This is a genomic window from Achromobacter sp. 01N37 (assembly GCF_056399725.1).
In genome coordinates this window covers 35,307-58,242 of record NZ_JBFTRX010000018.1, presented here as the reverse complement: position 1 = coordinate 58,242, position 22,936 = coordinate 35,307, and the positions used below count along the sequence as shown (strand labels likewise).

The 22,936-nt window shown below is 64.0% G+C and carries 20 protein-coding genes; 12 read left to right on the top strand and 8 right to left on the bottom strand.

Translation table 11 applies throughout. The features are described from left to right. Window positions 1-113: 113 nt before the first annotated feature. Window positions 114-1,829, bottom strand: a complete 1,716-nt coding sequence (locus AC1DSJ_RS26665) for a ShlB/FhaC/HecB family hemolysin secretion/activation protein (RefSeq protein ID WP_441372509.1) — start codon at window positions 1,827-1,829, stop codon at window positions 114-116. Between the two features lie 377 nt (window positions 1,830-2,206). Here AC1DSJ_RS26665 and rimO point away from each other — a divergent pair, with 377 nt between their 5' ends. Continuing rightward, window positions 2,207-3,523, top strand: coding sequence for a 30S ribosomal protein S12 methylthiotransferase RimO (gene rimO / locus AC1DSJ_RS26660; RefSeq protein ID WP_054420633.1), 1,317 nt, complete (start codon window positions 2,207-2,209; stop codon window positions 3,521-3,523). A 121-nt stretch (window positions 3,524-3,644) separates the two neighbouring features. Here the strand turns inward: rimO and AC1DSJ_RS26655 are convergent, their stop codons facing one another. Further along, the gene (locus AC1DSJ_RS26655; RefSeq protein ID WP_054420634.1) at window positions 3,645-4,193 is read right to left on the bottom strand and encodes a ferritin-like domain-containing protein; all 549 of its coding nucleotides are present in this window, start codon (window positions 4,191-4,193) and stop codon (window positions 3,645-3,647) included. A gap of 234 nt (window positions 4,194-4,427) precedes the next feature. Between AC1DSJ_RS26655 and AC1DSJ_RS26650 the strand changes: the two genes are divergently transcribed. The 5 genes from AC1DSJ_RS26650 to AC1DSJ_RS26630 are packed head-to-tail and all read left to right on the top strand — an operon-like array spanning window position 4,428 to window position 7,461. Next, on the top strand, window positions 4,428-5,018 hold the full coding sequence (locus AC1DSJ_RS26650) for an LOG family protein (protein ID WP_054420635.1): 591 nt from the start codon (window positions 4,428-4,430) through the stop codon (window positions 5,016-5,018). Between the two features lie 34 nt (window positions 5,019-5,052). Beyond that, window positions 5,053-5,616: a hypothetical protein gene (locus tag AC1DSJ_RS26645; RefSeq protein ID WP_346553456.1), complete on the top strand. Its 564-nt coding sequence runs from the start codon at window positions 5,053-5,055 to the stop codon at window positions 5,614-5,616. A 36-nt stretch (window positions 5,617-5,652) separates the two neighbouring features. After that, entirely contained in the window at window positions 5,653-6,279 is a 627-nt protein-coding gene (locus AC1DSJ_RS26640) for an HAD hydrolase-like protein (RefSeq protein ID WP_054420637.1), read from the top strand. 14 nt (window positions 6,280-6,293) lie between these two features. Continuing rightward, entirely contained in the window at window positions 6,294-6,920 is a 627-nt protein-coding gene (locus tag AC1DSJ_RS26635; protein ID WP_441372510.1) for a pyridoxamine 5'-phosphate oxidase family protein, read from the top strand. Window positions 6,921-6,942: 22 nt separating this feature from the next. Next, entirely contained in the window at window positions 6,943-7,461 is a 519-nt protein-coding gene (locus tag AC1DSJ_RS26630; RefSeq protein WP_054420639.1) for a class IV adenylate cyclase, read from the top strand. 57 nt (window positions 7,462-7,518) lie between these two features. On the opposite strand, the gene fmt is transcribed toward AC1DSJ_RS26630, so the two are convergent. Next, window positions 7,519-8,460: a methionyl-tRNA formyltransferase gene (gene fmt / locus AC1DSJ_RS26625; protein ID WP_054420640.1), complete on the bottom strand. Its 942-nt coding sequence runs from the start codon at window positions 8,458-8,460 to the stop codon at window positions 7,519-7,521. 59 nt (window positions 8,461-8,519) lie between these two features. After that, entirely contained in the window at window positions 8,520-9,032 is a 513-nt protein-coding gene (gene def / locus AC1DSJ_RS26620) for a peptide deformylase (protein WP_175171736.1), read from the bottom strand. Between the two features lie 250 nt (window positions 9,033-9,282). Here def and dprA point away from each other — a divergent pair, with 250 nt between their 5' ends. From dprA to AC1DSJ_RS26605, 3 genes are all read left to right on the top strand, one after another. After that, window positions 9,283-10,395, top strand: a complete 1,113-nt coding sequence (dprA, locus tag AC1DSJ_RS26615; protein WP_441372511.1) for a DNA-processing protein DprA — start codon at window positions 9,283-9,285, stop codon at window positions 10,393-10,395. A gap of 134 nt (window positions 10,396-10,529) precedes the next feature. After that, the gene (locus AC1DSJ_RS26610; protein WP_054420643.1) at window positions 10,530-11,438 is read left to right on the top strand and encodes a hydroxymethylglutaryl-CoA lyase; all 909 of its coding nucleotides are present in this window, start codon (window positions 10,530-10,532) and stop codon (window positions 11,436-11,438) included. Window positions 11,439-11,447: 9 nt separating this feature from the next. Continuing rightward, entirely contained in the window at window positions 11,448-11,921 is a 474-nt protein-coding gene (locus tag AC1DSJ_RS26605; RefSeq protein ID WP_342067184.1) for a hypothetical protein, read from the top strand. A gap of 47 nt (window positions 11,922-11,968) precedes the next feature. On the opposite strand, the gene AC1DSJ_RS26600 is transcribed toward AC1DSJ_RS26605, so the two are convergent. Further along, window positions 11,969-12,985 (bottom strand): amino acid ABC transporter substrate-binding protein, encoded by a 1,017-nt coding sequence (locus AC1DSJ_RS26600; RefSeq protein ID WP_441372512.1) that lies wholly within the window; start codon window positions 12,983-12,985, stop codon window positions 11,969-11,971. 108 nt (window positions 12,986-13,093) lie between these two features. Continuing rightward, on the bottom strand, window positions 13,094-14,335 hold the full coding sequence (locus AC1DSJ_RS26595; protein ID WP_054420646.1) for an aminotransferase-like domain-containing protein: 1,242 nt from the start codon (window positions 14,333-14,335) through the stop codon (window positions 13,094-13,096). Between the two features lie 191 nt (window positions 14,336-14,526). On the opposite strand from AC1DSJ_RS26595, the gene AC1DSJ_RS26590 reads away from it, so the two are divergent. Together AC1DSJ_RS26590 and AC1DSJ_RS26585 are read left to right on the top strand one after the other, a co-directional pair. Further along, a complete protein-coding gene (locus AC1DSJ_RS26590) occupies window positions 14,527-15,246 on the top strand; it encodes a YggS family pyridoxal phosphate-dependent enzyme (RefSeq protein ID WP_054420647.1) in 720 nt (239 codons plus the stop codon). A 173-nt stretch (window positions 15,247-15,419) separates the two neighbouring features. Beyond that, a complete protein-coding gene (locus tag AC1DSJ_RS26585) occupies window positions 15,420-16,388 on the top strand; it encodes a Bug family tripartite tricarboxylate transporter substrate binding protein (protein WP_054420648.1) in 969 nt (322 codons plus the stop codon). 114 nt (window positions 16,389-16,502) lie between these two features. On the opposite strand, the gene AC1DSJ_RS26580 is transcribed toward AC1DSJ_RS26585, so the two are convergent. After that, window positions 16,503-20,462, bottom strand: coding sequence for a DUF3683 domain-containing protein (locus AC1DSJ_RS26580; protein ID WP_054420649.1), 3,960 nt, complete (start codon window positions 20,460-20,462; stop codon window positions 16,503-16,505). 132 nt (window positions 20,463-20,594) lie between these two features. Then, window positions 20,595-21,131, bottom strand: a complete 537-nt coding sequence (locus tag AC1DSJ_RS26575) for a YqaA family protein (RefSeq protein WP_441372513.1) — start codon at window positions 21,129-21,131, stop codon at window positions 20,595-20,597. 158 nt (window positions 21,132-21,289) lie between these two features. On the opposite strand from AC1DSJ_RS26575, the gene ilvA reads away from it, so the two are divergent. Continuing rightward, the gene (gene ilvA, locus AC1DSJ_RS26570) at window positions 21,290-22,798 is read left to right on the top strand and encodes a threonine ammonia-lyase, biosynthetic (RefSeq protein ID WP_054420651.1); all 1,509 of its coding nucleotides are present in this window, start codon (window positions 21,290-21,292) and stop codon (window positions 22,796-22,798) included. Window positions 22,799-22,936 lie beyond the last annotated feature (138 nt).

The following is a 22,936-nucleotide window of genomic DNA, read 5'->3' as shown; positions in this document are numbered from 1 at the left end:
GAACCCGGGTAACGTAAGGGTCGACATCGGCGTAAGCCGTCGCGCCCCGGGCACAAGCCCCGGGCGATGTCGACCAGATCAATCAGGAAAGCCGGCGGCACAAGGCCGCGGCATCAGAACTCGAACATCAAGGCGGCGGCGAAAACGGTAGAGGCGGTCTTTAACGACTCAGGTTTTTTCAGCGGCCAACCGGCAGACAGGTCGTAGCTGGCTTGAACGTACGGAACCGATAAGCGCCCGCGCAGTCCGGTGACCGCTCCTGCCAACGTGCGCCCCGATAACCATTGCGCCGATTCGCCGCCCACGCGACCCACGTCCACGCCCGCATACAGTTGATGGCCGGGCGCTCCCAGCATGTTGTCCAGGCCCAGCGACAAGTCGTTGCGCAGCGTCCAGCCGTCTTCGGCCGCCAAGGTCATCTGTCCGTCGAAACCACGCACCGCATAGCGGTTGCCGATGGTGAAATAGTCCGAGGGCACCACGGGCGTCTTGGCATGCTGGATTTGCCAGTTCACGTGGTAGGCCCAGGGTTGGTCCGCCATCTGGAACGGCAGGTACAGGCCGGCATTGGCGGCAACGATGGTGCTGCGGCCGTTCCAATCGGGCTTGCCGTAGACGTAGCCGGGCTGGTCGGACAAGCCGGTCAGCGTGCCGCGCACGCCTGCGCCCATGTCCAGCACCGCGCGGCCCAGATAGTGGCGGTGCGCAACGTTCAAGTCGTAGCCCGTGACGTCGCGCCGTTGAACATCGATGGGCTCATCGTTCAACGTGCTGCCAACGCGTTTGCGCAGCAGGGCCAACGTCGCCGTGCCCTTGTAATCAGCGCCGCGATAAGGCACCAGCGACACGCCCGCTTGCAGCTGCTTGGTCGTGCCCCCGTAGACGATGGGCTCATCGAAGCCGGCCACGGCTTGGCGATAGGTGGATTTGCTGGCGCTGGCGAACACGGCCCAGTAGCCAAACGGAATGTTGTAGTGGATGGACGCCGCCCGCGTGTTTGAATCTGCGTCGCGCCAGCGCGCGTTGCTGTTCCACGCGACGGACAACTGGTCGTACAGGAACAAAGGGGAATCCAGGGTCAGTCCGGCGTTGACCTGATACTTGCCGATGGCATCCAGCCCGCCGTTGTCGCCGCCCACATAGCCATGCCAGCGTTTGCCGGTGCCTGGGCGCAGGATGATGTCGGAGTCGCCCAGTTCCGGGCCTGGAGCGACGTCGATGGCGGCGTCGGACTGGCCGCGAAGCCGGCGAATGTTCTCCAACGCCTGGTCCAGATCACGCTGATTCAAATTGCCGCCGGGGCCGGTCGGCATCGCGGTGCGCCACCAGCCGATGGCGCCTTCGTCTTGCACGCCAGAAATGCGGCCCGGCAAGTAGCGCAAGGTCAGCACCCCTGCGGCCAGGGACTGTTCAGGCACGACCACCCTCGCGGTGACTTGCCCGCCTTGAATCAGCAAACCATTCAGATGGTCTTGCAAGCGGCGCAAGCCTTGCCCGCCGACGCAGTGGCCGACGATGACGCCGCTTGCGGCCCCAGCCATGGCCGTAGGCGGCGCGGCTTGCTCCCAGGACAGATCGCGAATCACGAAGCAAGGCGTCTCAACGGGCAGCTCCAGCCCGGCTGCGCCGGTATCGCCGCCCGAGGACATGACGTCCGGACGCTCGGCCGCGCGGGCGCGCTGAGCGTCCAGTTCTTGCTCTTGTCTGCGTTCAACCTCCACGGGTCGCAGCACCGCTTCCGGCGGAGTCTGCGCGATGGGCTCGGTGGGAAAAGCGCCCGCCGCGATCAAAATACTTGCGGCGACACGCCGGCACCAATGGGAATTCATAACGGTTCGGCGCCTCAGCGAGCCGCGGGCGCCATCTATCTCGATGAAACTAAATGTGGATGTAGTTTGCGATACAAGATAGCCAATAACCACAAGAAATCGCCGCAACGGGTCAAAATCTGATTTTTACTAATATTTGAACGACGTTTTAATGTTATTGGGCGACGTTGATGGATTTTAGTAATTTTCAGATTTTCACTTTTCCGTCCCTGCCAGGGAACGGCGCCGCAGCGCCTGGGACACATTGCGCCCGGCCCCATGCAAGTAACCCTTTGATTTTCGGCGGTTTCCCCTAAAATAATGGCCCCCGCTCTGCCCGCGCTAAAATTGCGCAGCTTTTGATCATTGGCGCCGGCTCGCGCCCACCGAGGTATTCCATGTCTTCCCCCAAAGTCGGCTTCGTCAGCCTGGGCTGTCCTAAAGCCCTGGTCGACTCCGAACGCATCCTGACCCAACTGCGCACCGAAGGGTACGAAGTCACGCCCGAGTACAACGACGCGGATGTTGTCGTCGTCAACACCTGTGGATTCATCGACAGCGCCAAGGCGGAGTCGCTGGAAGCCATTGGCGAAGCGCTGGCCGAAAACGGCAAGGTGATCGTCACCGGCTGTATGGGCGTTGAGGAATCGGTGATTCGCAAGGTGCACCCCAGCGTACTCGCGGTGACTGGCCCTCAGCAATATGAAGAGGTGGTGCGCGCCGTGCATGAGGCCGCGCCGCCCAAGCAGGACCACAACCCCTATCTGGATCTGGTGCCGCCGCAAGGCGTGAAGCTCACGCCGCGCCACTACGCTTATCTGAAGATCTCGGAAGGCTGTAATCACCGTTGCAGCTTCTGCATTATTCCGTCGATGCGCGGCGACCTCGTCAGCCGTCCGGTGGGCGATGTCTTGAGCGAAGCCGAGCGCCTGGTCAAAGCCGGCGTGAAGGAAATGCTGGTGATCTCGCAAGACACCAGCGCCTACGGCGTGGATGTGAAGTACCGCAGCGGGTTCTGGAATGGCCGCCCGGTCAAGACGCGCATGACCGAGCTCTGTCTGGCCTTGTCCGAAATGGGCATCTGGACGCGCCTGCACTACGTGTACCCGTATCCGCACGTGGACGAAGTGATTCCGCTGATGGCGGAAGGCAAGATCCTGCCGTACCTGGACATTCCCTTCCAGCACGCCAGCCCGCGCATCCTGAAGGCCATGAAGCGCCCGGCGTTTGAAGACAAGACGCTGGCGCGCATCAAGCGCTGGCGCGAGATCTGCCCCGACCTGACCATTCGTTCGACCTTCATCGTGGGCTTTCCCGGCGAAACCGAGGAAGACTTCCAGTACCTGCTCGATTGGATGCAGGAAGCGCAGCTGGATCGCGTGGGCTGTTTCCAGTATTCGCCGGTGGAAGGCGCGCCCGCGAATCTGCTGGACAACCCCGTGCCGGACGACGTGAAGCAAGACCGCTGGGAACGCTTCATGGAATTGCAGCAAGGCATCTCGACCGCGCGCCTGGCCCGCAAGGTCGGCCGCGAGATCGATGTGCTGATTGATGAGGTCGACGAAGACGGCGCCGTGGGCCGCAGCAGCGCCGACGCGCCCGAGATCGACGGCTGCGTCTACGTCAGTTCGGACAAGCCCTTGAAGGCGGGTGACATGGTGCGCGTGCGCGTCACGGATTCCGACGAATACGACCTGTGGGGCGACGTGATCTGATCCTGGCGGGTAAGGCGAAAAGCGAAAAACGCCTTCACCCCAAAACAAAACCCGGCCTCGCAAGGCCGGGTTTTTTTACGTCTGCGCGGTCGCGCATCCGTCTTCCTATTGCTGCTTTCGCTTACGTCTTGGCCAGAAAGTCCGACATATCGTCGGCATGTTCCTCTTCCACCGCCAGGATTTCTTCCAGCATGCGGCGCGTGGTGGAGTCCTGTTCGCCGATGTATTCGATCATCTGGCGATAGCTGTCGATGGCGATGCGCTCAGCGATCAGGTTTTCCTTGATCATGTCTTCCAGCGTATTGCCTTCGACATACTCGGAATGACTGCGGTCCAGAATGCCCTTGGGCGACAGGTTCGGTTCGCCGCCCAGCTGCACAATGCGTTCGGCCAGTTGGTCCGCGTGCTGCTGTTCCTGCGCCGCGTGTTCGGCGAATTCCGCGGCCACCGGTTCGGCGTTCAATCCACGGGCCATGAAGTAGTGGCGCTTGTAGCGCAGCACACAGACGATCTCGGTGGCCAGCGCCTCGTTCAGCAGTTTCAACACGGTCTGCCGGTCTGCACGGTAGCTGTCCGTGACGGCGCCAGATTCAATATCCTGACGCGCCTTGGCGCGTATCGCCTTCACGTCCATGTCGAAGGGGCGGGGGTTTCGGGTTGCTTGTTCCATATCGTTAGCTCCTCTAGGTTAGTGAAAGCACGACGACGCTGGATATCCAGTCGTACCGAATGATTGAGTCTACCGATCATGGCGGATCTTGCTGTGTCCAAACATTGCTCCCGCCCCCGTTTTGCGCCACCCCCAAGGGGCGAAAACCCCTCGGTCAAACCTTGCGTAAACTATCGGCTTCCCGAAAAGCCGGTGACGCAATCTGTAACTGGCCCGGCAATCTGCAACCCTTTTATGACTCTGAAGAACATCTGCGTGTATTGCGGCTCGAATCCGGGCACGCGCCCCGACTACATCGAGCAAGCCCGCGTACTGGCCCGCGAACTGGTCAAACGGGATCTGGGCCTGGTGTACGGCGGATCGGTCGTCGGCATCATGGGCGTGATCGCCAATGAAGTGCTGGCGGGCGGCGGCCGCGTGATTGGCGTGATTCCCGAGTTGCTGCAAAAGAAGGAACAGGCGCATCGCGGCCTGACCGAGCTGCACCTGGTGCAGAACATGCACGAACGCAAGGCGATGATGATCGACAAGGCCGACGGCTTCATCGCCCTGCCCGGCGGCGCCGGCACGCTTGAGGAATTCTTCGAAGTCTGGACCTGGGCGCAATTGAACATGCATCAAAAGCCCTGCGGCTTGCTGAACATTGCGGGGTACTACGATGCGCTGGTCCAGTTTGTGGACCACGCCGTCGACGAAGCCTTCATCCGTCCGCAGCATCGCGACATGCTGGTGGTGGAAGAAGACCCGGCCGTGCTGCTTGACCGCTACGCCATTTACGAGCCGCCCAATGTCTCGAAATGGTTCGATCCCATAAAGGCCGCCTGACACCCATATCAAGACCATGACGGAAACCCACGTAATGTCCTCTGATTCGTTGTCCCCTTCCAGCACCGAGTCCGTGCTGCGCGACTACTTTCACGCGAAGGACGAAAACCGCCCGCACTTCATGATGCGTGCGTTCGCCCCCGACGCCGTGCTGAAAATGGCGCTGCGCACGCAGGCCATTGCCTTCCCGCCCGAATCGCATGGCGCAGCCGCAATTGCCGACACGCTGGTGCGCAAATTTGGCCAAACCTACGAGAACGTGTACACGTTCTACCTGTCGCGCCCCGAGTCCGGCGAGCGGCTGCCTGATTACCAATGCGACTGGATCGTCGGCATGACGGAAAAGGCCACCGGCAACGTGCGCGTGGGCTGTGGCCGCTATGACTGGAAGTTCCAGCCCGAACCGTATCGCGCGACCGACCTGACCATCACCATCGAAACCATGGTGACGCTGCCGCCCGGCGACATGCCCGCCGTCTTTGGCTGGCTGCTGGGCCTGGACTACCCGTGGACCAACGCTGCCCGCGTCGTGGCCAGCGCGCCGCCGCTGGAAGGCCTGGCGCCGGTCGTCCATTATCTGCTTCACCCCAACGGCTAGTAGGCCTTGCCGCCAGCCGGCTATCGGATTGATTACTTGAAATACGACCTTGCTGCTTTTGATTTCGACGGAACCCTGGCGGACACCATGCCCTGGTTCAATTCCATCCTCAACACGGTGGCTGACAAGTATGGTTTTCGCAAAATCGACTTGTCGGAACGCGACCAGCTGCGCCACCGCGAAGCCTCCGAGATCCTGAAGTATCTGGGCATCCCGCTGTGGAAGCTGCCGTCGATCATGACGCACGTGCGCACGCTGATGCAGGACATCGACCCCAGCGTGCACCTGTTCGACGGCATTCCTGCCGCGCTCGCGCAGTTGAAGGCCAGCGGCATGCGGCTGGCGGTGGTGAGCTCGAACTCCATCGAAAATGTGCAGCGCGTGCTGGGCGCGGAAACGGCCGCGCTGTTTGACGACTATGAATGCGGCACCGACCTGTTCGGCAAGGCCGCCAAGATCGACCGCCTGATGCGCCGCCACACCATCGCGCCGGAACGTTTCTTGCTGGTAGGCGATGAGATGCGCGACATCGACGCCGCCCGCAAGGCCGGCGTGCGTGTCGGTTCCGTCGCTTGGGGCTATAACCACATGGACGCGCTGCGTGAACGCGGCCCGGACGAACAATTCCTTGCTGTCGACGACCTTTCCGCCATCCTGGCCTGAACCGGAACCTTGCCATGCACACTGATCCCGCGCACCTCATCACCGACGCCGATGCCTTGCAGGCGCTCTACGGCGCGCCCGGCGAAGCCTCGCTGAAGAAAGAAGTGGATCACGTGCACCCGCACTATCGCGCGTTCATCGAGGCCGCGCCGTTTGCCGTGCTGGCAACGTCAGGCCCCGGCGGATTGGATGCGTCCCCCCGCGGCGACCCCGCAGGCTTCGTGGTGGTCGAAGACGAAAAGACGTTGCTGCTGCCCGACCGCCGCGGCAACAACCGCGTCGACAGCCTGCAAAACGTGCTGGCCGATCCGCGTGTGGCGCTGTTGTTTCTGATACCCGGCGTGGGCGAGACCCTGCGCGTGAACGGCACAGCGCGCATCAGCGTTGACCCGGCCTTGCTGGCGCGTTTTGAAATGGATGGCAAGCTGCCGCGTTCCGTGCTGATCGTGGATGTGCAAACTGTGTACTTCCAGTGTTCGCTCGCGCTGCTGCGTTCGCGGCTGTGGGATGCGTCCACCCAAGTGCCGCGCAGCGCTTTGCCCAGCGTCGGCCGCGTACTGTCGGATCTGACGGCCGGCACGTTTGATGGCGTGACTTACGACCGCGACTTGCCCGCCCGCGTAGCCAGCACGCTGTACTGATCGCAACGTAGAGGTGTCGCTCATGGCCCGCAATGTGGAAATCAAGGCCCAGGTGGATAGCCTGGACGCCATCGAACCCTTGGCTGCCGCCTTGTCCGGCCAGGAACCGGTTGCCATCGCGCAAGACGACACCTTCTTCGCCTGCACCCACGGCCGGCTGAAACTGCGCGCGTTTGCGGATGGCACGGGCGAGCTTATCTTCTATCAGCGCGCCGACGACAAGGGGCCGAAGGAAAGCTTCTACGTGATCTCGCCCACCGACTCGCCCGACACCTTGCGCGAAGCGCTGACGCTGGCGTACGGCGCAATCGGCCGCGTGAAGAAGCAGCGCGTCGTGTTCATGGCCGGACGCACGCGCATCCACCTGGACCGCGTCGAGGGCCTGGGGGAATTCCTGGAATTGGAAGTGGTGCTGCGCGACGGTGAAAGCGCCAGCGATGGCATGGAAGAAGCCCGCACCTTGATGGCCGGGCTGGGGGTGTCGGCGAAGCAACTGCTGTCGGGCGCCTACCTGGACTTGCTGGCCAGCCGCCAGCCGTAAGACACGCTGGCAGCGTCGGGGTCCGTCAGAGCGGTCCGCGCTGCCAGACGTCAGCGTTCAGCCCGGTTGCCAGCCGCGCACGAACACATCCACCGGCTGGCGCTTGCCGCCGGCTTTCTGCAACTCCAGCAAGCGCAACACGCCGCTGCCCGTGGCGATATCGATGCCTGATGCGTCGGCACGCAACACGCTGCCGGGTTCGCCGGTGGCGTCAGACGCAACCACCTGCGCGCGCCACACCTTCACCGGGTCGGCCAGGCCGGGCAAACGAATGCTGGCGCCCGGCACGGGGTTGAAGGCGCGCACGCGGCGCTCCAGCAATTCGGCCGCTTGCGTGCAGTCCAGCGCGGCTTCGGCCTTGTCCAGCTTGGCCGCGTACGTCACGCCGTCTTCGGGTTGCTTCACTGGCGTCAAACCGCCCTGGGCCAAGGCGTTCAGGGCTTGCACAATGGCTTCGCCACCGGCCAGGGCCAGCGCGTCGTGCAGTTGCGCAGCGTTGGTGTCAGCGTTGATGGGTACCACGCGTTCCAGCAGCATGTCGCCCGTGTCCAGGCCTTGATCCATCTGCATGATGGTCACACCCGTCTGCGCATCGCCCGCTTCAATGGCGCGCTGGATGGGCGCTGCGCCGCGCCAGCGCGGCAACAGGCTGGCGTGGATATTCAGGCAACCCAGGCGCGGCAGGTCCAGCACCCATTGCGGCAGGATCAGGCCATAGGCCGCCACCACCATGACGTCCGGCGCAATCTGCTCCAGCAACGCGCGGGCCTCGGCGGCCTCGTCGGGATAGCGGCCGTCCAGACGCAGGCTGCGTGGCTGGGCGACGGGAATACCGGCGTCCAAAGCCGCCTGTTTGACCGGGCTGGGCGTCAGCTTCAAGCCCCGGCCAGCGGGCCGGTCGGGCTGAGTCATGACGAGCGGAATCTCGTGACCTGCGGCCCGCAAAGCGTCGAAAGCGATACGGGCGAATTCCGGCGTGCCGGCAAAAACTAGGCGCATGGGGTGTCGGACCAAAGAGTGGAAAATTGGGAAGCAACCCGCGGGAAGCAACCCGGGAATCAGTCGCGCAGCGCTTCGCGCTCGGCCTTCTTCAGCTTGGTCTTGATGCGGTTCTGCTTCAGGTTGGACAGGTATTCGACGAAGACCTTGCCTTCCAGGTGATCCAGTTCGTGCTGCACGCACACGGCCAGCAGGCCGTCGGCTTCGAACTCGAAGGGCTTGCCGTCGATGTCCAGCGCCTTGCAGCGAATACGCGAGGCGCGTTCGACCTCGTCGTAGATGCCCGGCACCGACAGACAGCCTTCTTCGTAGATCTTGTAGTCGTCGCTGTGCCAGGTGATCTCGGGGTTGATCAGCGTCAGCAGGTCGTTGCTGTCTTCGGACACGTCGATCACGACCACGCGCTCATGCACGTCGACCTGGGTTGCGGCCAGGCCCACGCCGGGCGCGTCGTACATGGTCTCGGCCATGTCGCGCACCAGTTGGCGGATGCGGTCGTCGACTTCGGCTACCGGCTTGGCCTTTTTGTGCAAGCGCGGGTCCGGGTAGCGAAGGATAGGAAGTAAAGCCATTGAAGGGGAATCGCCAAAATAAAGTTTGGGTAAGAGTTTAATTCATTAGAGTCTTGATTTCTAATAGTTTTCGGCTAAGTCAGGCATTGCGCCGTTGATGTCTACACGGTTGTGTCCCTGCTTTTCAGACGCGTTTACAACGACGCTGCGGTGACGGTTTTGTCCCAGTCTGGCCCGCACCCCGCTGCCCCCGCATGCGACACTGCCAGACCCTTAACGCCTGACTCGCCTTACCCCGCCGTCCCTGCTCATGCCGCTTACGCATTCTTCCGACGAACTGTCCGCCTGGTTGCGCTTATCGCTCGAGCCCAACATCGGCTCTGCCACCGCCTGTACCCTGTTGAGCGCGCTGGGCCTGCCCGAGCAGATCTACGCGCAACGCGCCACGGCGCTCTCCCGCCACATTCCGGAAGCGCTGGCGCGGCAACTGGCCGCCCCAATGCCGGCCGATATGGCGGCGCTGGTGGAGAGCGCGCTGGAATGGGTCAGCGGCCCCGGCCGCCACATCGTGACGCTGGCTGACCCGACCTATCCGCAAAGCCTGCTGACCATCGCCGACCCGCCCATCCTGCTGTATGTGGCGGGCGACCCGGCGTTTCTGCAAGGCCCGTCGCTAGCGGTGGTAGGCGCCCGCAACGCCACGCCCGGCGGCCAGGAAAACGCCCACGCCTTCGCCCGCCATCTGGCCGCACACGGCTGGCGCGTCGTCAGCGGTTTGGCGCTGGGTATTGACGCCGCCGCGCACGAAGGCGCGCTGGACGCCGGCCGCGATGGCGCGGGCACGGTCGCCGTCATGGGTACCGGCATTGACCGCATCTACCCCGCCCGCCATCGCGACCTGGCGCACCGCATCGCGGCGCACGGCGCGCTGGTCTCTGAATTTCCATTGGGCACGGGCGCGCTGCCGCCCCACTTCCCCAAGCGCAACCGTATCGTGGCGGGTTTGGCGCGCGGCGTGCTGGTGGTCGAAGCCGCCAAGCAAAGCGGCTCGCTCATCACGGCCCGGCTGGCCGGCGAAAGCGGGCGCGAGGTGTTCGCCATCCCCGGCTCCATTCATTCGCCGCTGTCGCGCGGCTGCCATGCGCTGATCCGCCAGGGCGCCAAGCTTGTCGAAACCGCTGCGGACATTACCGACGAACTGGGTGGCGGCCCCACCCCTGCCGCGCGCCACACGCGCGAGGCCGAGGCCGCGTTACCGGATCATCCCGTGCTGGACGCCCTGGGCTACGACCCGCTGCACCTGGACGCCATCCAGGCGCGCACGGGGCTGGATATCGGCGACTTGCAGGCGCAGCTGGTCGAGCTGGAATTGCAGGGCCGCATCGCCCGCCTGGACGACGGCCGATACCAGCGTCTGAAGTAGGGACTTTTTGCGCCGGCATCCATCCGAAGCCTCCGTCCGATGGACCAAGCAGCCCGTCATGCGATGGCGCTACTATTGCCGATAGCGCCGCCGCGTTGCCCGCGGCGCCATCCAATACCGAACCAGGAAGAGACATGGCTTTGCCCTCCCGCGTGAAGATCGTCGAGGTGTCGCCTCGCGACGGTCTGCAGAATGAAAAGGAATTCGTGCCCACCGACATCAAGGTGGAATTGATCAACCGGCTGTCCGCCGCGGGCTTCCCCAACGTGGAAGCCGCGTCGTTCGTGTCACCCAAGTGGGTGCCGCAAATGGCCGACGGCGCCGACGTGATGGCGCGCATCGAGCGCCGCCCCGGCACGATCTACTCGGTACTGACGCCCAACATGAAGGGGTTTGAAGGCGCGCTGGCCGCAGGCGCTGACGAAATCGTGATCTTCGGCGCCGCCAGCGAAGCGTTTTCGCAAAAGAACATCAACTGCTCCATCGCCGAATCCATCGCCCGCTTCGAACCCGTGGTGCAAGCCGCGCGCGAAGCCGGCATGCGCGTGCGCGGCAGCATCAGCTGCGCGCTGGGCTGTCCCTACCAAGGCGAAGTCCCCGTTGAAGCCGTGGTCGATGTGGCGCAGCGCTATCTGGCCATGCAGGTTGATGAGATCGACGTTGCCGACACCATCGGCGTCGGCACCCCGCAGCGCGTGCGCGACGTCATGACGGCGGTGACGCGCGTGGTGAACCCCGCCCACGTGTCCGGCCACTTCCATGACACCTACGGCCAGGCGCTGGCCAACATCCTGGCCGCGCTGGAAACGGGTATTTCGATTTTCCACACCTCGGTCGCGGGTCTGGGCGGTTGCCCCTACGCCAAGGGCGCCACGGGCAACGTCGCCACCGAAGACGTGCTGTACATGCTGCGTGGGCTGGACATCGACACGGGCGTGGACTTTGACGCCGTGGTTGATATCGGCCAATGGATGTCAGCGCATCTGAACCGCAAGGGTTCCAGCCGCGCGGGCAACGCCATCGCCGCCAAACGCGCCGCGTAAACGGGCCGCATGACGACGCCTGCCCCTGCCCCGTCCACCGAAGACCGCGCGGCGCTGCTGCGCGAGATCGGCCCGCTGCCGCTGTCGGGCCAGGCTTGGCCCGACTGGGTGCGCATCCTGGCCTGGGTGATTCTGGCCGTGCTGGGCGTGCAGGTCGTCACCACCGCCATCCGCGCGCCCGCGCAGCCGTTCGATACCGTGCTGGCCGTGGTGGTGGTGCTGTGTTTCGTGGGGCTGCTGTTTGTGTCGTGGCACATGCAGACGTCGATCACCACGATCGATGAAAACGGCCTGCGCCAGACCTGGTTCACGCGCCGCGAAGTGGCATGGGAAGACGTGCGCGCCGCGCGCTTCGTACCGATGCTGTTTTCAAAGCGGCTGGTGATCTTCACGCATCGGGGCAAGCCCGTGATCATTCAAGGCGGCACGCGGGAACTGCGTACCGCGTTTGTGAAGATTGCTGAGTTGTACCGGCGGGGATGATGGATTGCGCGCGGTGGGAGTCCATCGCGCACAACCCATCCTGGCCATCAACGAATCGGCATCGCGTACATCAAACCGCCTTGGGTCCACTGCGCATTCAATCCGCGCTTGATCTTCAGCGGGCTGCCCTCGCCCACATTGCGGTCAAAGCTTTCGCCGTAGTTGCCCACCTGCTTGACGATGTTGTAGGCCCACTTTTCGTCCAGCCCCAGGTTCGCGCCGCTGCCCGGCGTAACCCCCAGGATGCGCTTGATGTTGGGGTTAGCGCTTTTCAGTTGCTCGTCCACGTTCTTGGACGTGACGCCGTATTCTTCGGCTTCAATCATTGCCGACAACGACCAGCGCACGATGTTCAGCCACGTATCGTCGCCCTGGCGCACGAAGGGGCCCAGCGGTTCCTTCGAGATGATTTCCGGCAGCACGACGTAATCGTCCGGGTTTTGCAGCTTGGAAATGCGGATCGAGGCCAAGCCCGATGCATCGGTCGAGAACACATCGCAGCGGCCCGCAGCAAACGCGTTGACCACTTCGTTGAAGGTCTCGATCACGACCGGCTTGTACGTCACGTTGTTGGCGCGCGCCCAATCGGCCAGCGTGTTCTCGTTGGACGTGCCGGTTTGCAGGCAGATCGTGGCGCCGTTGATGTCCTTGGCGCTTTTCACCCCCAGCGACTTCGGCACCAGGAACCCCTGGCCGTCGTAGAAGTTGATGCCCGCGTGGATGATGCCCAGCGCGGTGTCGCGCTGCTGAGTGACAGTGGTGTTGCGCGTGAGCACGTCCACTTCGCCCGATTGCAGCGCGGTGAAGCGCTGCTGCGAATTCAGCGGCACCACCTTGATCTTGTTGGCATCACCGAACACCGCCGCCGCGATGGCGCGGCACAGGTCCACATCCAGACCCTGCCACTTGCCTTGCGCATCGGGCGCCGAGAAACCGGCGAAGCCCGTGGTCGTGCCGCAAGCCACGGCGCCGCGCTGGCGCACGACGTCTACCGTTGCCGCCTGCGCGCCTTGCGCCGCCGCCATCAAGAGCGCCGCACCCACCAACCCTTTTGCAATGTTCATGACCTGGATTCCTATTAAGCCGGGCGCGGGGACGCGCCGAGGCGAGAAGCTTATAGACATGAAGCGCCCGCGCCAAATAACCAGCGCTTATTTAGGTATGTCAGGCCGTCAAGCCGCCAGCGAAATCGACACCGGCTCGTTGGCTTGGCAAGCATCCAGCGCGCGGCCCAGGCGCACCATGCCTTGCGCGATTTCGGCTTCGTTCATGGTGGCGAACGACATGCGCATGGCGAAGAGATCCGCCTCTTCCGCGTTGGCGTAGAAGGCCTTGCCCGGCACATAGACCACTTCGTGTTCGATGGCGTAGGGCAAGAGACGCGTGGCGTCGATGTCGCCCGTCAGGCGCGCCCAGAAGAACATGCCGCCTTCGGGCTTGCGGAACGTGACGCGGCCGTTCAGTTCGCGGGCCAGCGCGTCGGCCATGGCGTCGCAGCGCAGGCCGTAAGCGGCGCGGATGCGCGGCACGTGCTCTTCGTAGCGGCCATTAGCCAGGTACTGCGCCACCACTTCTTGAATCCAGGCCGAAGACGCCATGTCATCGGCCGCTTTTGCGCTGACGCAACGGCGGCGGATTTCGGGCGGGGCCACCAGCCAGCCGATGCGCAGCGCGGGCGCCATGGTCTTGGACATGCTGGCCAGGTACACGGCCCAATGGCGGGCTTCGCCTTCGGCGAGCGCCGCAATCGGCGGCACGGCTTCGCCCGCAAAGCGCAGTTCGCTATAGGGGTCGTCTTCAACGATCAGGAAGCGGTGCTTGACCGCCAGTTCCAGCAAGCGCAGGCGGCGCTGGCGCGTGATGGTCGCGCCGCAGGGGTTCGAGAACGACGCCACCACGCACACCATCTTGGGCTTGATGCGGGCAGCCAATTCATCCAGCGCATCCACATCAATGCCGTCCGGGCCCGAAGGCACCGTGTGTACGGTTGCGCCCGTGTAGCGCAGCGCTTGCACGGAGTTCGGGAAGGCGGGCGATTCGATGATGGCGTGGTCACCCGGTTGCAGCATGACGCGGGTCAACAAGGCCAGCGCCTGCTGCGAGCCGCCCGTCACAACCAGTTCAGTATCCGCGTTGCAGTTCAGGCCGCGCGCGGCCGACAAGCGGGCCAGTTCGTGGCGCAGGCTGGCCTGGCCGTCGATGTTGGAATACTGCAGACACGCGCCCAGGCGGGCCATGACTTGCGTCGACGCAATCGACAAGCCCTCGACATCGAACAGCGCTTGCGCGGGATAGCCACCGGCCAGCGAAATCGTGCCTGGACGCATGGCGTAGGGCATGAGCGAGCGGATGGGGGACGCGGGAGGATTCAGGAAAGGCGTGGCAAAGGCGTATTCTGGCGCTGCGCTGGACATGGCGGGGGACTGGAGGAAGATGGACGACCCTGGGGCGGCGCCGGAGGGCTTAGAACATTGAAATATAAACAAATCTCCGCAAATTCTAAGCCTGCCAATTACACAGGGTCAACGACGCACGCGGGCAGTGTGGCGAAACGATCATCCAGAGTCCTACACTATGGGACATCCTGTTCCTGCAAGAGAGCTGCATGACCTCTGTCGACACCATGGCCGGGCGTATCGCCCAGATCCAGCAACGCATTGCCGACGCCTGCGCGCGTGCCGGCCGCGCACCTGACAGCGTGGTCCTGCTGCCCGTCAGCAAGACCTTCGACGTGGACGCCATCCGGGAAGCCATGGCGCTGGGCCTGACGCGCTTTGGCGAAAACAAGACGCAGGAGATCCGGCAGAAGTCTGCCGCGCTGGCCGGCCAGGGCTTGCAATGGGTGCTGATCGGCCACCTGCAAACGAATAAAGCCCGCGATGCCGCCCGCGATGCAACGGAAGTGCAGTCACTGGACCGCGCCGACCTGGCCGAAGCCCTGCACCGCCGGCTCGTTAACGAGGGCCGGACGCTGGACGTGCTGATTCAGGTGAAGACGTCATCCGAACCCAGCAAATTCGGCATGGCGCCCGACGACGTGCCTGCCTTCCTGCGCTTGATTGCCGCGGACTTCCCCACGCTGCACGTGAAAGGCTTGATGACGCTGGCCGTGAACTCGCCTGACCCCGAGGCCGTGCGCGCATGCTTTCGCACGCTGCGCGAGCTGCGCGACCGCCTGCAAGGTGAGCACATCGCGGGCGTCTCGCTGGACCGCTTGTCGATGGGCATGAGCGGCGACTTTGAACTCGCCATTGAGGAAGGCTCGACCGAAGTGCGGATCGGCACGGCAATCTTCGGCGCGCGCACGTATCCCGACCCGCAGTAATCCGCCTGACCGGTGCGGGAAAACAGGGGGCCGCACCGGCCCCTTTTCGCGTCGAAGGCGAGCATAATAGCGGCGCAAAAATGCGGCGCAAAAATAGCCGCGCACCCTGACAACGCACAGCAAGACGCAGCGCGCACCGCGCTCGAACTTGACCCCGCACGAGGAGACACTTCATGCATACCCCCGCACGGCGCCTGTTGGCGCTGGCCGCTCTGTCGCTGGCCGCCGCCACGGCTTCCGCCCAATCCTGGCCCACGCAACCGATCCGCTGGATCGTGCCCTACCCGGCCGGCGGCGGCACCGACGTCGTTGCGCGCACCGTCGCCAGCGGCCTGGAAAAGCCGCTGGGCCAGACCATCGTGGTCGAAAACCGCCCCGGCGCCGCCACCATCATCGGCGCCACCGCCATCGCGCAGGCCGATCCCACCGGCTACATGATCGGCACGGCCGACTCCGGCACGCTGGCGTTCAACTCGTCGTTGTACGCCAAGCTGTCTTACGACCCGGCCAAGTTCACCTACATCGGCGGCATCGCCAAGTTCCCGCTGCTGTTGGCCGTGAACGTCAATTCGCCGTACAAGACGGTGGACGACGTGCTGGCGGCCGCCAAGAAGGAACCGGGCAAGCTGACCGCGGCCTCTGCCGGCGCTGGTTCGCCGCACCATCTGGCGCTGGAACTCTTCAAGCAGCGCACGGGCGCCAACCTGCTGCACGTGCCGTACAAGGGCGCCGCCCCCGCCATCCAGGACCTGCTGGGCGGACAAGTGGACGTGATGTTCATCGACCTGGCCTCGGGCCTGCCGAACGTCAAGGCCGGCAAGCTGCGCGTGCTGGCCGCCGCCACGCCGGAGCGCGTGTCGGTGCTGCCTGACACCCCCACGATGGCCGAGCAAGGCGTGGCCAATTTCACGGCCTACGCGTGGCAAGGCCTGGTCGGCCCGGCCGGCGTGCCGGAAGCGGTGGTGAAGAAGCTGTCGGCCGACCTGGACGCCACGCTCAAGACCCCGGCCGTGTCGCAGAAGCTGCTGGACATGGGCGTCGTGCCGATGCCGATGTCGGCGCAAGACTTCAAGGCCTACGCCGAACAAGAACGCGCCGCCTGGGCGGACGTGATCAAGAAGGCGAACATCAAGCTGGAGTGATCCGGCAAGACGATAAAAAACCCGCGTTCAGCGATGAACGCGGGTTTTTTTTCGGGGTGATGGCGACAGGCGCGCGACGCCGTCAGATAAGCGCCAGCCGACGCGCGCGCAGCCTTACACCAGCACGCGTTCGATGCCGCCCGCGTTGGCGCGTTTCACGTAGTCTTCCATCCAGCCTTCGCCCAAGATGTGGCGAGCCATTTCGACGACGATATAGTCCGCTTCCATCTTCGTATCGCCTTCATAGCGCGACAGCCCTTGCAAGCACGACGGGCACGACGTCAGCACCTTGACGTCGCCGGTGAAGCCGTCGCTGCGCAAGTCGGCGTCGCCCTTCAACAGCTCTTCCTGCTTGCGGAAACGCACCTGCGTGGAGATGTCCGGACGGCTGACCGCCAACGTGCCCGACTCACCGCAGCAGCGGTCGCTCTTGATGGCCTCGTCGCCCACCAGGGCGCGCACGGTCTTCATCGGCTCTTGCAGCTTCATCGGCGTGTGGCAGGGGTCGTGGTACATGTAGCGCACACCCTTGGCGCCTTCCAGCTTGATGCCCTTTTCCAGCAGGTATTCGTGGATGTCGATCAGGCGGCAACCCGGGAAGATCTTGTCGAACTCATAGCCTGACAGCTGGTCATAGCACGTGCCGCAGCTGACCACCACCGTCTTGATGTCCAGGTAGTTCAGCGTGTTGGCGACCCGGTGGAACAGCACCCGGTTGTCGGTGATGATCTGCTCGGCCTTGTCCGTCATGCCGTTGCCGCGCTGGGGATAGCCGCAGCACAAGTAGCCCGGCGGCAGCACCGTCTGCACGCCCGCATGCCACAGCATGGCCTGGGTCGCCAGACCCACTTGCGAGAACAAACGTTCCGAACCGCAGCCCGGGAAATAGAACACGGCTTCGGTGTCGGCGGTCGTGGCTTTGGGGTCACGAATGATAGGCACGTAGTTCGCGTCTTCGATATCCAGCAGCTTGCGTGCGGCCTGCTTGGGCAGCCCGCCCGGCATCTTCTTGTTCACGAAGTGAATGATCTGCTCGCGCAGCGGCGGTTTGCCAACCGTGGCCGGCGGCTTGGCCGTCTGCTTCTTCACCAGGCCCGAGAACAGGTCATGCGCCGCGCGCTGCACCTTGTAGCCCACGCCCACCATCGCTTTGCGCGTGGCGTTGATGGTGGCCGGGTCTTTCGCGTTCAGGAAGAACATGGCGCTGGCCGTGCCCGGGTTGAACGACTTGCGGCCCATGCGGCGCAACACGGCGCGCATGTTCATCGACACGTCGCCAAAATCGATATCCACGGGACAGGGGTTGTAGCACTTGTGGCAGACCGTGCAGTGGTCAGCTACATCTTCGAATTCTTCCCAGTGCTTCAGGCTGACGCCGCGACGCGTCTGCTCTTCATACAGGAAGGCTTCGACCAGCAGCGACGTCGCCAGAATCTTGTTGCGGGGCGAATACAGCAGGTTCGCGCGCGGCACGTGGGTGGCGCACACGGGCTTGCACTTGCCGCAACGCAGGCAGTCCTTGATGGATTCCGAAATGGCGCCGATGTCGCTTTGCTGCATGATGAGCGACTCGTGGCCCATCAGGTTGAAGCTGGGCGTCCAGGCATGGCGCAGGTCCGCGCCCGGCATCAGCTTGCCGGCGTTGAAGTGGCCGTTGGGGTCGACGCGGCGCTTGTAGTCCTGGAACGGCGCCAGTTCGGCTTCGGTCAGGAATTCGTACTTGGTCAGGCCGATGCCGTGTTCACCGGAAATCACGCCGTCCAGGTCGCGGGCAATCTGCATGATGCGGTCAACAGCCTGATGGGCCTCGCGCAGCATCTCGTAGTCGTCCGAGTTGACCGGGATGTTCGTGTGCACGTTGCCGTCGCCCGCGTGCATGTGCAGCGCCACGAACACGCGGCTTTTCAGCACGCGGCCGTGAATGGCGATGAGCTCGTCGACAATCTTCTTGTACGCCGCGCCCGAGAACGTGCGCTGCAAGCCTGCCAGCACTTCGGTCTTCCAGGACACGCGAATGGTGCGGTCTTGCACCACGTCGAACACGCGCGCGGTGGACTGTGCGGCCAGGCGGTCGGACAGCGCGTTGTACACGTCGCCCAGCCCCAGCGCCTGCAATTCCGGCAGCGCTTGCGCCAGCGGCAGGTCCAGGTTGTCCAGCAGCCATTGCCAGCGCTGGCGCACGCCGCCCAGCAGTTCAAGCGCCTGGCGGGTGCGATCCGCCAGCACTTCGGCGCGGGTGTTCTCGATGTCGGCATCATCGGCCTTGCCCACCGGCAGCGGCGTACAAAGGTACGCGTCCAGCGCGCCCAGCAGCTTCAACTTGTTGCTGGTCGACAGTTCGATGTTGATGCGTTCAATGTGATCCGTGTATTCGCCCATGCGGGGCAGCGGAATCACGACGTCTTCGTTGATCTTGAAGGCGTTGGTGTGGCGCGCGATCGCGGCGGTGCGCGAGCGGTCCAGCCAGAATTTCTTGCGCGCTTCGGGGCTCACGGCCACAAAGCCTTCGCCATGGCGCGTGTTGGCCAGGCGCACGACTTCGCTGGCGGCGGCGGCCACGGCGTCATCGTCGTCGCCGACGATATCGCCAATCAGCACCATCTTGGGCAGCACGCCGCGCTTGCTCTTGGTGGCGTAGCCCACCGCGCGCAGATAGCGTTCGTCCAGGTGTTCCAGGCCGGCCAGGATGGCGCCGCGGGCTTTGCCCTCGCCGTCCAGATAGCCCTTGACCTCGACAATCGACGGGATGGCGTCGCGCGCCTGCCCGAAGAATTCCATACAGACCGTGCGCGTATGGCGCGGCATGCGGTGCAGCACCCAGCGCGCCGACGTGATCAGGCCGTCGCAACCCTCTTTCTGGATGCCGGGCAGGCCCGCCAGGAACTTGTCGGTAACGTCCTTGCCCAGGCCTTCCTTGCGGAACACGCGGCCCTTGATTTCCAGCAGTTCGGTCTTCAGCAGACGCTCGCCGGGCTTGCCCTTGCCGTCGAACCACTTGAGCTCGAAGCGCGCCGTATCCACGTCATGGATCTTGCCCATGTTGTGTTCCAGGCGGCTGACTTCAAGCCAGTTGCCATCCGGGTCCACCATGCGCCACCAGGCCAGGTTGTCGAGCGCGGTGCCCCACAACACGGCCTTCTTGCCGCCCGCGTTCATGGCGATGTTGCCGCCCACGCACGACGCTTCGGCGGACGTGGGGTCCACGGCGAACACGAAGCCCGCGGCCTCGGCCGCTTCTGACACGCGCTTGGTGACGACACCGGCGCCGGCATGGATAACGGCCACGGGCTCGGTGAGCCCCGGCAAAATACAGGACTCGACCTTGCCCAGCTTGTCGAATTTTTCGGTGTTGATGACGGCCGATTTCCACGTCAGCGGAATGGCGCCGCCCGTGTAGCCGGTGCCGCCGCCACGCGGGACGATGGTCAGGCCCAGCTCAATACAGGCGGTGACCAGCGCGGCGATCTCGTCTTCCGAGTCCGGCGTCAGCACCACGAAGGGATATTCCACGCGCCAGTCGGTCGCGTCCGTCACGTGGGACACGCGCGACAGGCCATCGAACTTGATGTTGTCGCGGGCGGTGATGCGGCCCAGCACCTTTTGCGCCTGCTTGCGCATCATGGTCGTCTGGTCGAACTCCCCTTCGAACGCGGCAATGGCGGAGCGTGCGCGGGCCAGCAGGCCAACGACCTTTTCGTCGCGATGCGGATCATGGCCCTCTTCCGTGGGCGAACCCGGTTCGCGGCGGCGGTCGATCTCGCCCAGGCGATGGTGCAAGGCGTCGATGAGCTGCTTGCGGCGCTTGGGGTTGTCGAGCAGGTCGTCCTGCAGGTACGGGTTGCGGCGCACCACCCAGATATCACCCAGCACTTCGTACAGCATCCGCGCGGAGCGGCCCGTACGGCGTTCGCCGCGCAAATCGGTGAGCAGGCTCCAGGCGTCATCGCCCAACAGCCGGCCGACAATTTCGCGGTCGGAAAACGACGTGTAGTTGTAGGGGATTTCGCGCAATCGCGCGGGAGCGGCGGGCGGCATCGCCCCGTTCAAAATGTGGCTAGCGAGTGGGGCGTTCATGGCGGCAAGAGGGGCCCATAAAAAATTATTTTATGCCATTGGCCGGACTTGACCCCTAATACCCTTAGGAAGCCGGCCAAAAGCGGCGGGAAACCGGCATGAACCGTCCCCGTTTTAAGTTCGAAGTCAGCGCTAGATTTGCCCGGGAAAGGCCCAAAGCAGGCCGGCGGTCATCACCAGGTAGCGCAGGAATTTGCCGATGGCCATATAGAGCACGCAAGGCCAGAACGACAGGCGCAGCCAGCCGGCCACGGCGCACAGCGGGTCGCCCACGGCGGGCAACCAGGACAGCAGCAAGGCCGGCGGGCCCATGCGGTGCAGCCAGTCGTGGGCGCGTTCGTTCCAGCGGCCGCGCATGCGGCCGCCCTCGGTGGCGCCCGGATGGGGGTGCGGGTGTTTTTCTTTCCAGCGCTGAAAGGCCTTTTCGGCGCCCAGGCCCATCCAGTAGCTGATTGCGCCACCGATCGTGTTCCCGGCCGTCGCCACCAGCACAGCCGGCCAGAACATATCGGGCGACAGCTTGATGTAGCCGAACACCGCGGGTTCTGAGCCCAGCGGCAGCAAAGTGGCGGATACGAGCGACACCGTAAAGATGGCCGACAAGCCCACCGAGGGCAGCGCCAGCATCCCCAGGAGCCAGTGAACAGCGGATAAGAGGCTTTCTTCCATGATGAGCGAGTGTAGCCGCGCGAAAGAGAATGACGATCAGGAATTGATCCGGCCGTTCGCGTCCATGCCGCGTCATCGCGGGCATAAACCTGTCAGGCGTTGCGGCTTTCCCTGCAATAATCGTGCCCACGTCCTCACTCTTGCTCTCTGCGCGGTCCATGTCCACTGATTATCTGAAACGCATCCTGACCTCGAAGGTTTACGACGTCGCGGTTGAATCGCCGCTGGAAGCGGCGCCCCAGCTATCCGCGCGCATCGGGAACACGGTCCTGCTCAAGCGCGAAGATACGCAGGCGGTGTTCAGCTTCAAGCTGCGCGGGGCGTACAACAAGATGGCCAACCTGCCGCAAGCCGCGCTGAACCGCGGCGTGATCGCGGCATCCGCCGGCAACCACGCGCAAGGCGTGGCGCTGGCGGCCAGCCGCTTGGGCTGCCGCGCCGTGATCGTCATGCCCACTACCAGCCCACAGGTGAAGGTTGACGCCGTGCGCCGGCTGGGCGGCGAAGTGGTGCTGGCGGGCGAGAGCTTCACCGACGCCTTTGCGCACGCGCAAGTGCTGGAAAAGAAAGAGAAGCTGACCTTCGTCCACCCGTTCGATGACCCCGACGTGATCGCCGGCCAAGGCACCGTGGGCATGGAGATCTTGCGCCAGCACCCGGGTCCCATCGACGCCATCTTCGTGGCGATTGGCGGCGGCGGCCTGATCTCGGGCGTGGCCGTCTATATCAAGCAATTGCGCCCCGATATCAAGATCATTGGCGTGCAGACCGAAGATTCCGACGCCATGCTGCGCAGCGTGCGCGCGGGCCGCCGCGTGCAGTTGAATGATGTCGGGCTGTTTTCAGACGGCACCGCCGTCAAGATGGTGGGCGCGGAAACCTTCAAGCTCACGCGCCAGTACGTCGATGACTTCGTTGTCGTCAACACCGATTCCATCTGCGCCGCCATCAAGGATGTGTTCCAGGACACGCGCAGCGTGCTGGAGCCCGCGGGCGCCATGGCGGTGGCCGGCGCCAAGCAATACGCGGCCGAGCACCATCTGAAAGGCAAGACGCTGGTTGCGATTGCCTGCGGCGCCAACATGAATTTTGACCGCCTACGCTTCGTGGCCGAACGCGCCGAGGTCGGCGAAATGCGCGAAGCCGTCTTCGCCGTCACCATGCCCGAGCAACGCGGCAGCTTCCGCCGCTTCTGCGAATTGGTCGGGGAACGTAGCGTGACGGAATTCAACTACCGCATTTCGGACGCGGACCGCGCGCATGTGTTCGTCGGCATCCAGGTATCGTCCGCCGCTGAGCCCGACAAGATCGCCGCGAATTTCCGGCGTCATGGCTTTGACACGCTGGACCTGACTCACGATGAAATGGCCAAGACGCACTTGCGCCACATGGTCGGCGGGCATTCGGCGCTGGCGCGAAATGAACTGCTGTACCGCTTTGAATTCCCCGAGCGTCCGGGCGCGCTGATGCGTTTTTTGAATGCGATGAATCCGGACTGGAACATCAGCCTGTTTCATTACCGCAACCAGGGCGCGGACTATGGGCGCATCCTGATCGGCATTCAGGTGCCGCCGGCGGACAAGAAGCAGTTCCGCACGTTTGTGGCCGAGCTGGGTTATCCGCATTGGAACGAGACCGAGAACCCGGCCTACAAGCTGTTTCTGTAGTTCTTTTCCATTAGCGCCGCCCACCGCGCAGGCGCCGCCCCAATGCGAGAGGGCCTCCTTGCGGAGGCCCTTCCCTTCTAACTATCAGCGGCGCCTGCCTGGACCCAAGTAGGGGGGGGTTCGCTGTCACTCGGCGGC

Coding starts and splice junctions, on each gene's coding strand:
- AC1DSJ_RS26590 (WP_054420647.1), top strand. CDS start 14,527: ATGACCTCTGTCGACACCATGGCCGGGCGTATCGCCCAGATCCAGCAA.
- dprA (WP_441372511.1), top strand. CDS start 9,283: ATGCCGCTTACGCATTCTTCCGACGAACTGTCCGCCTGGTTGCGCTTA.
- rimO (WP_054420633.1), top strand. CDS start 2,207: ATGTCTTCCCCCAAAGTCGGCTTCGTCAGCCTGGGCTGTCCTAAAGCC.
- AC1DSJ_RS26635 (WP_441372510.1), top strand. CDS start 6,294: ATGCACACTGATCCCGCGCACCTCATCACCGACGCCGATGCCTTGCAG.
- AC1DSJ_RS26595 (WP_054420646.1), bottom strand. CDS start 14,335: ATGTCCAGCGCAGCGCCAGAATACGCCTTTGCCACGCCTTTCCTGAAT.
- AC1DSJ_RS26575 (WP_441372513.1), bottom strand. CDS start 21,131: ATGGAAGAAAGCCTCTTATCCGCTGTTCACTGGCTCCTGGGGATGCTG.
- AC1DSJ_RS26585 (WP_054420648.1), top strand. CDS start 15,420: ATGCATACCCCCGCACGGCGCCTGTTGGCGCTGGCCGCTCTGTCGCTG.
- AC1DSJ_RS26655 (WP_054420634.1), bottom strand. CDS start 4,193: ATGGAACAAGCAACCCGAAACCCCCGCCCCTTCGACATGGACGTGAAG.
- AC1DSJ_RS26650 (WP_054420635.1), top strand. CDS start 4,428: ATGACTCTGAAGAACATCTGCGTGTATTGCGGCTCGAATCCGGGCACG.
- AC1DSJ_RS26645 (WP_346553456.1), top strand. CDS start 5,053: ATGTCCTCTGATTCGTTGTCCCCTTCCAGCACCGAGTCCGTGCTGCGC.
- AC1DSJ_RS26600 (WP_441372512.1), bottom strand. CDS start 12,985: ATGAACATTGCAAAAGGGTTGGTGGGTGCGGCGCTCTTGATGGCGGCG.
- ilvA (WP_054420651.1), top strand. CDS start 21,290: ATGTCCACTGATTATCTGAAACGCATCCTGACCTCGAAGGTTTACGAC.
- fmt (WP_054420640.1), bottom strand. CDS start 8,460: ATGCGCCTAGTTTTTGCCGGCACGCCGGAATTCGCCCGTATCGCTTTC.
- AC1DSJ_RS26580 (WP_054420649.1), bottom strand. CDS start 20,462: ATGAACGCCCCACTCGCTAGCCACATTTTGAACGGGGCGATGCCGCCC.
- AC1DSJ_RS26665 (WP_441372509.1), bottom strand. CDS start 1,829: ATGAATTCCCATTGGTGCCGGCGTGTCGCCGCAAGTATTTTGATCGCG.
- def (WP_175171736.1), bottom strand. CDS start 9,032: ATGGCTTTACTTCCTATCCTTCGCTACCCGGACCCGCGCTTGCACAAA.
- AC1DSJ_RS26630 (WP_054420639.1), top strand. CDS start 6,943: ATGGCCCGCAATGTGGAAATCAAGGCCCAGGTGGATAGCCTGGACGCC.
- AC1DSJ_RS26605 (WP_342067184.1), top strand. CDS start 11,448: ATGACGACGCCTGCCCCTGCCCCGTCCACCGAAGACCGCGCGGCGCTG.
- AC1DSJ_RS26610 (WP_054420643.1), top strand. CDS start 10,530: ATGGCTTTGCCCTCCCGCGTGAAGATCGTCGAGGTGTCGCCTCGCGAC.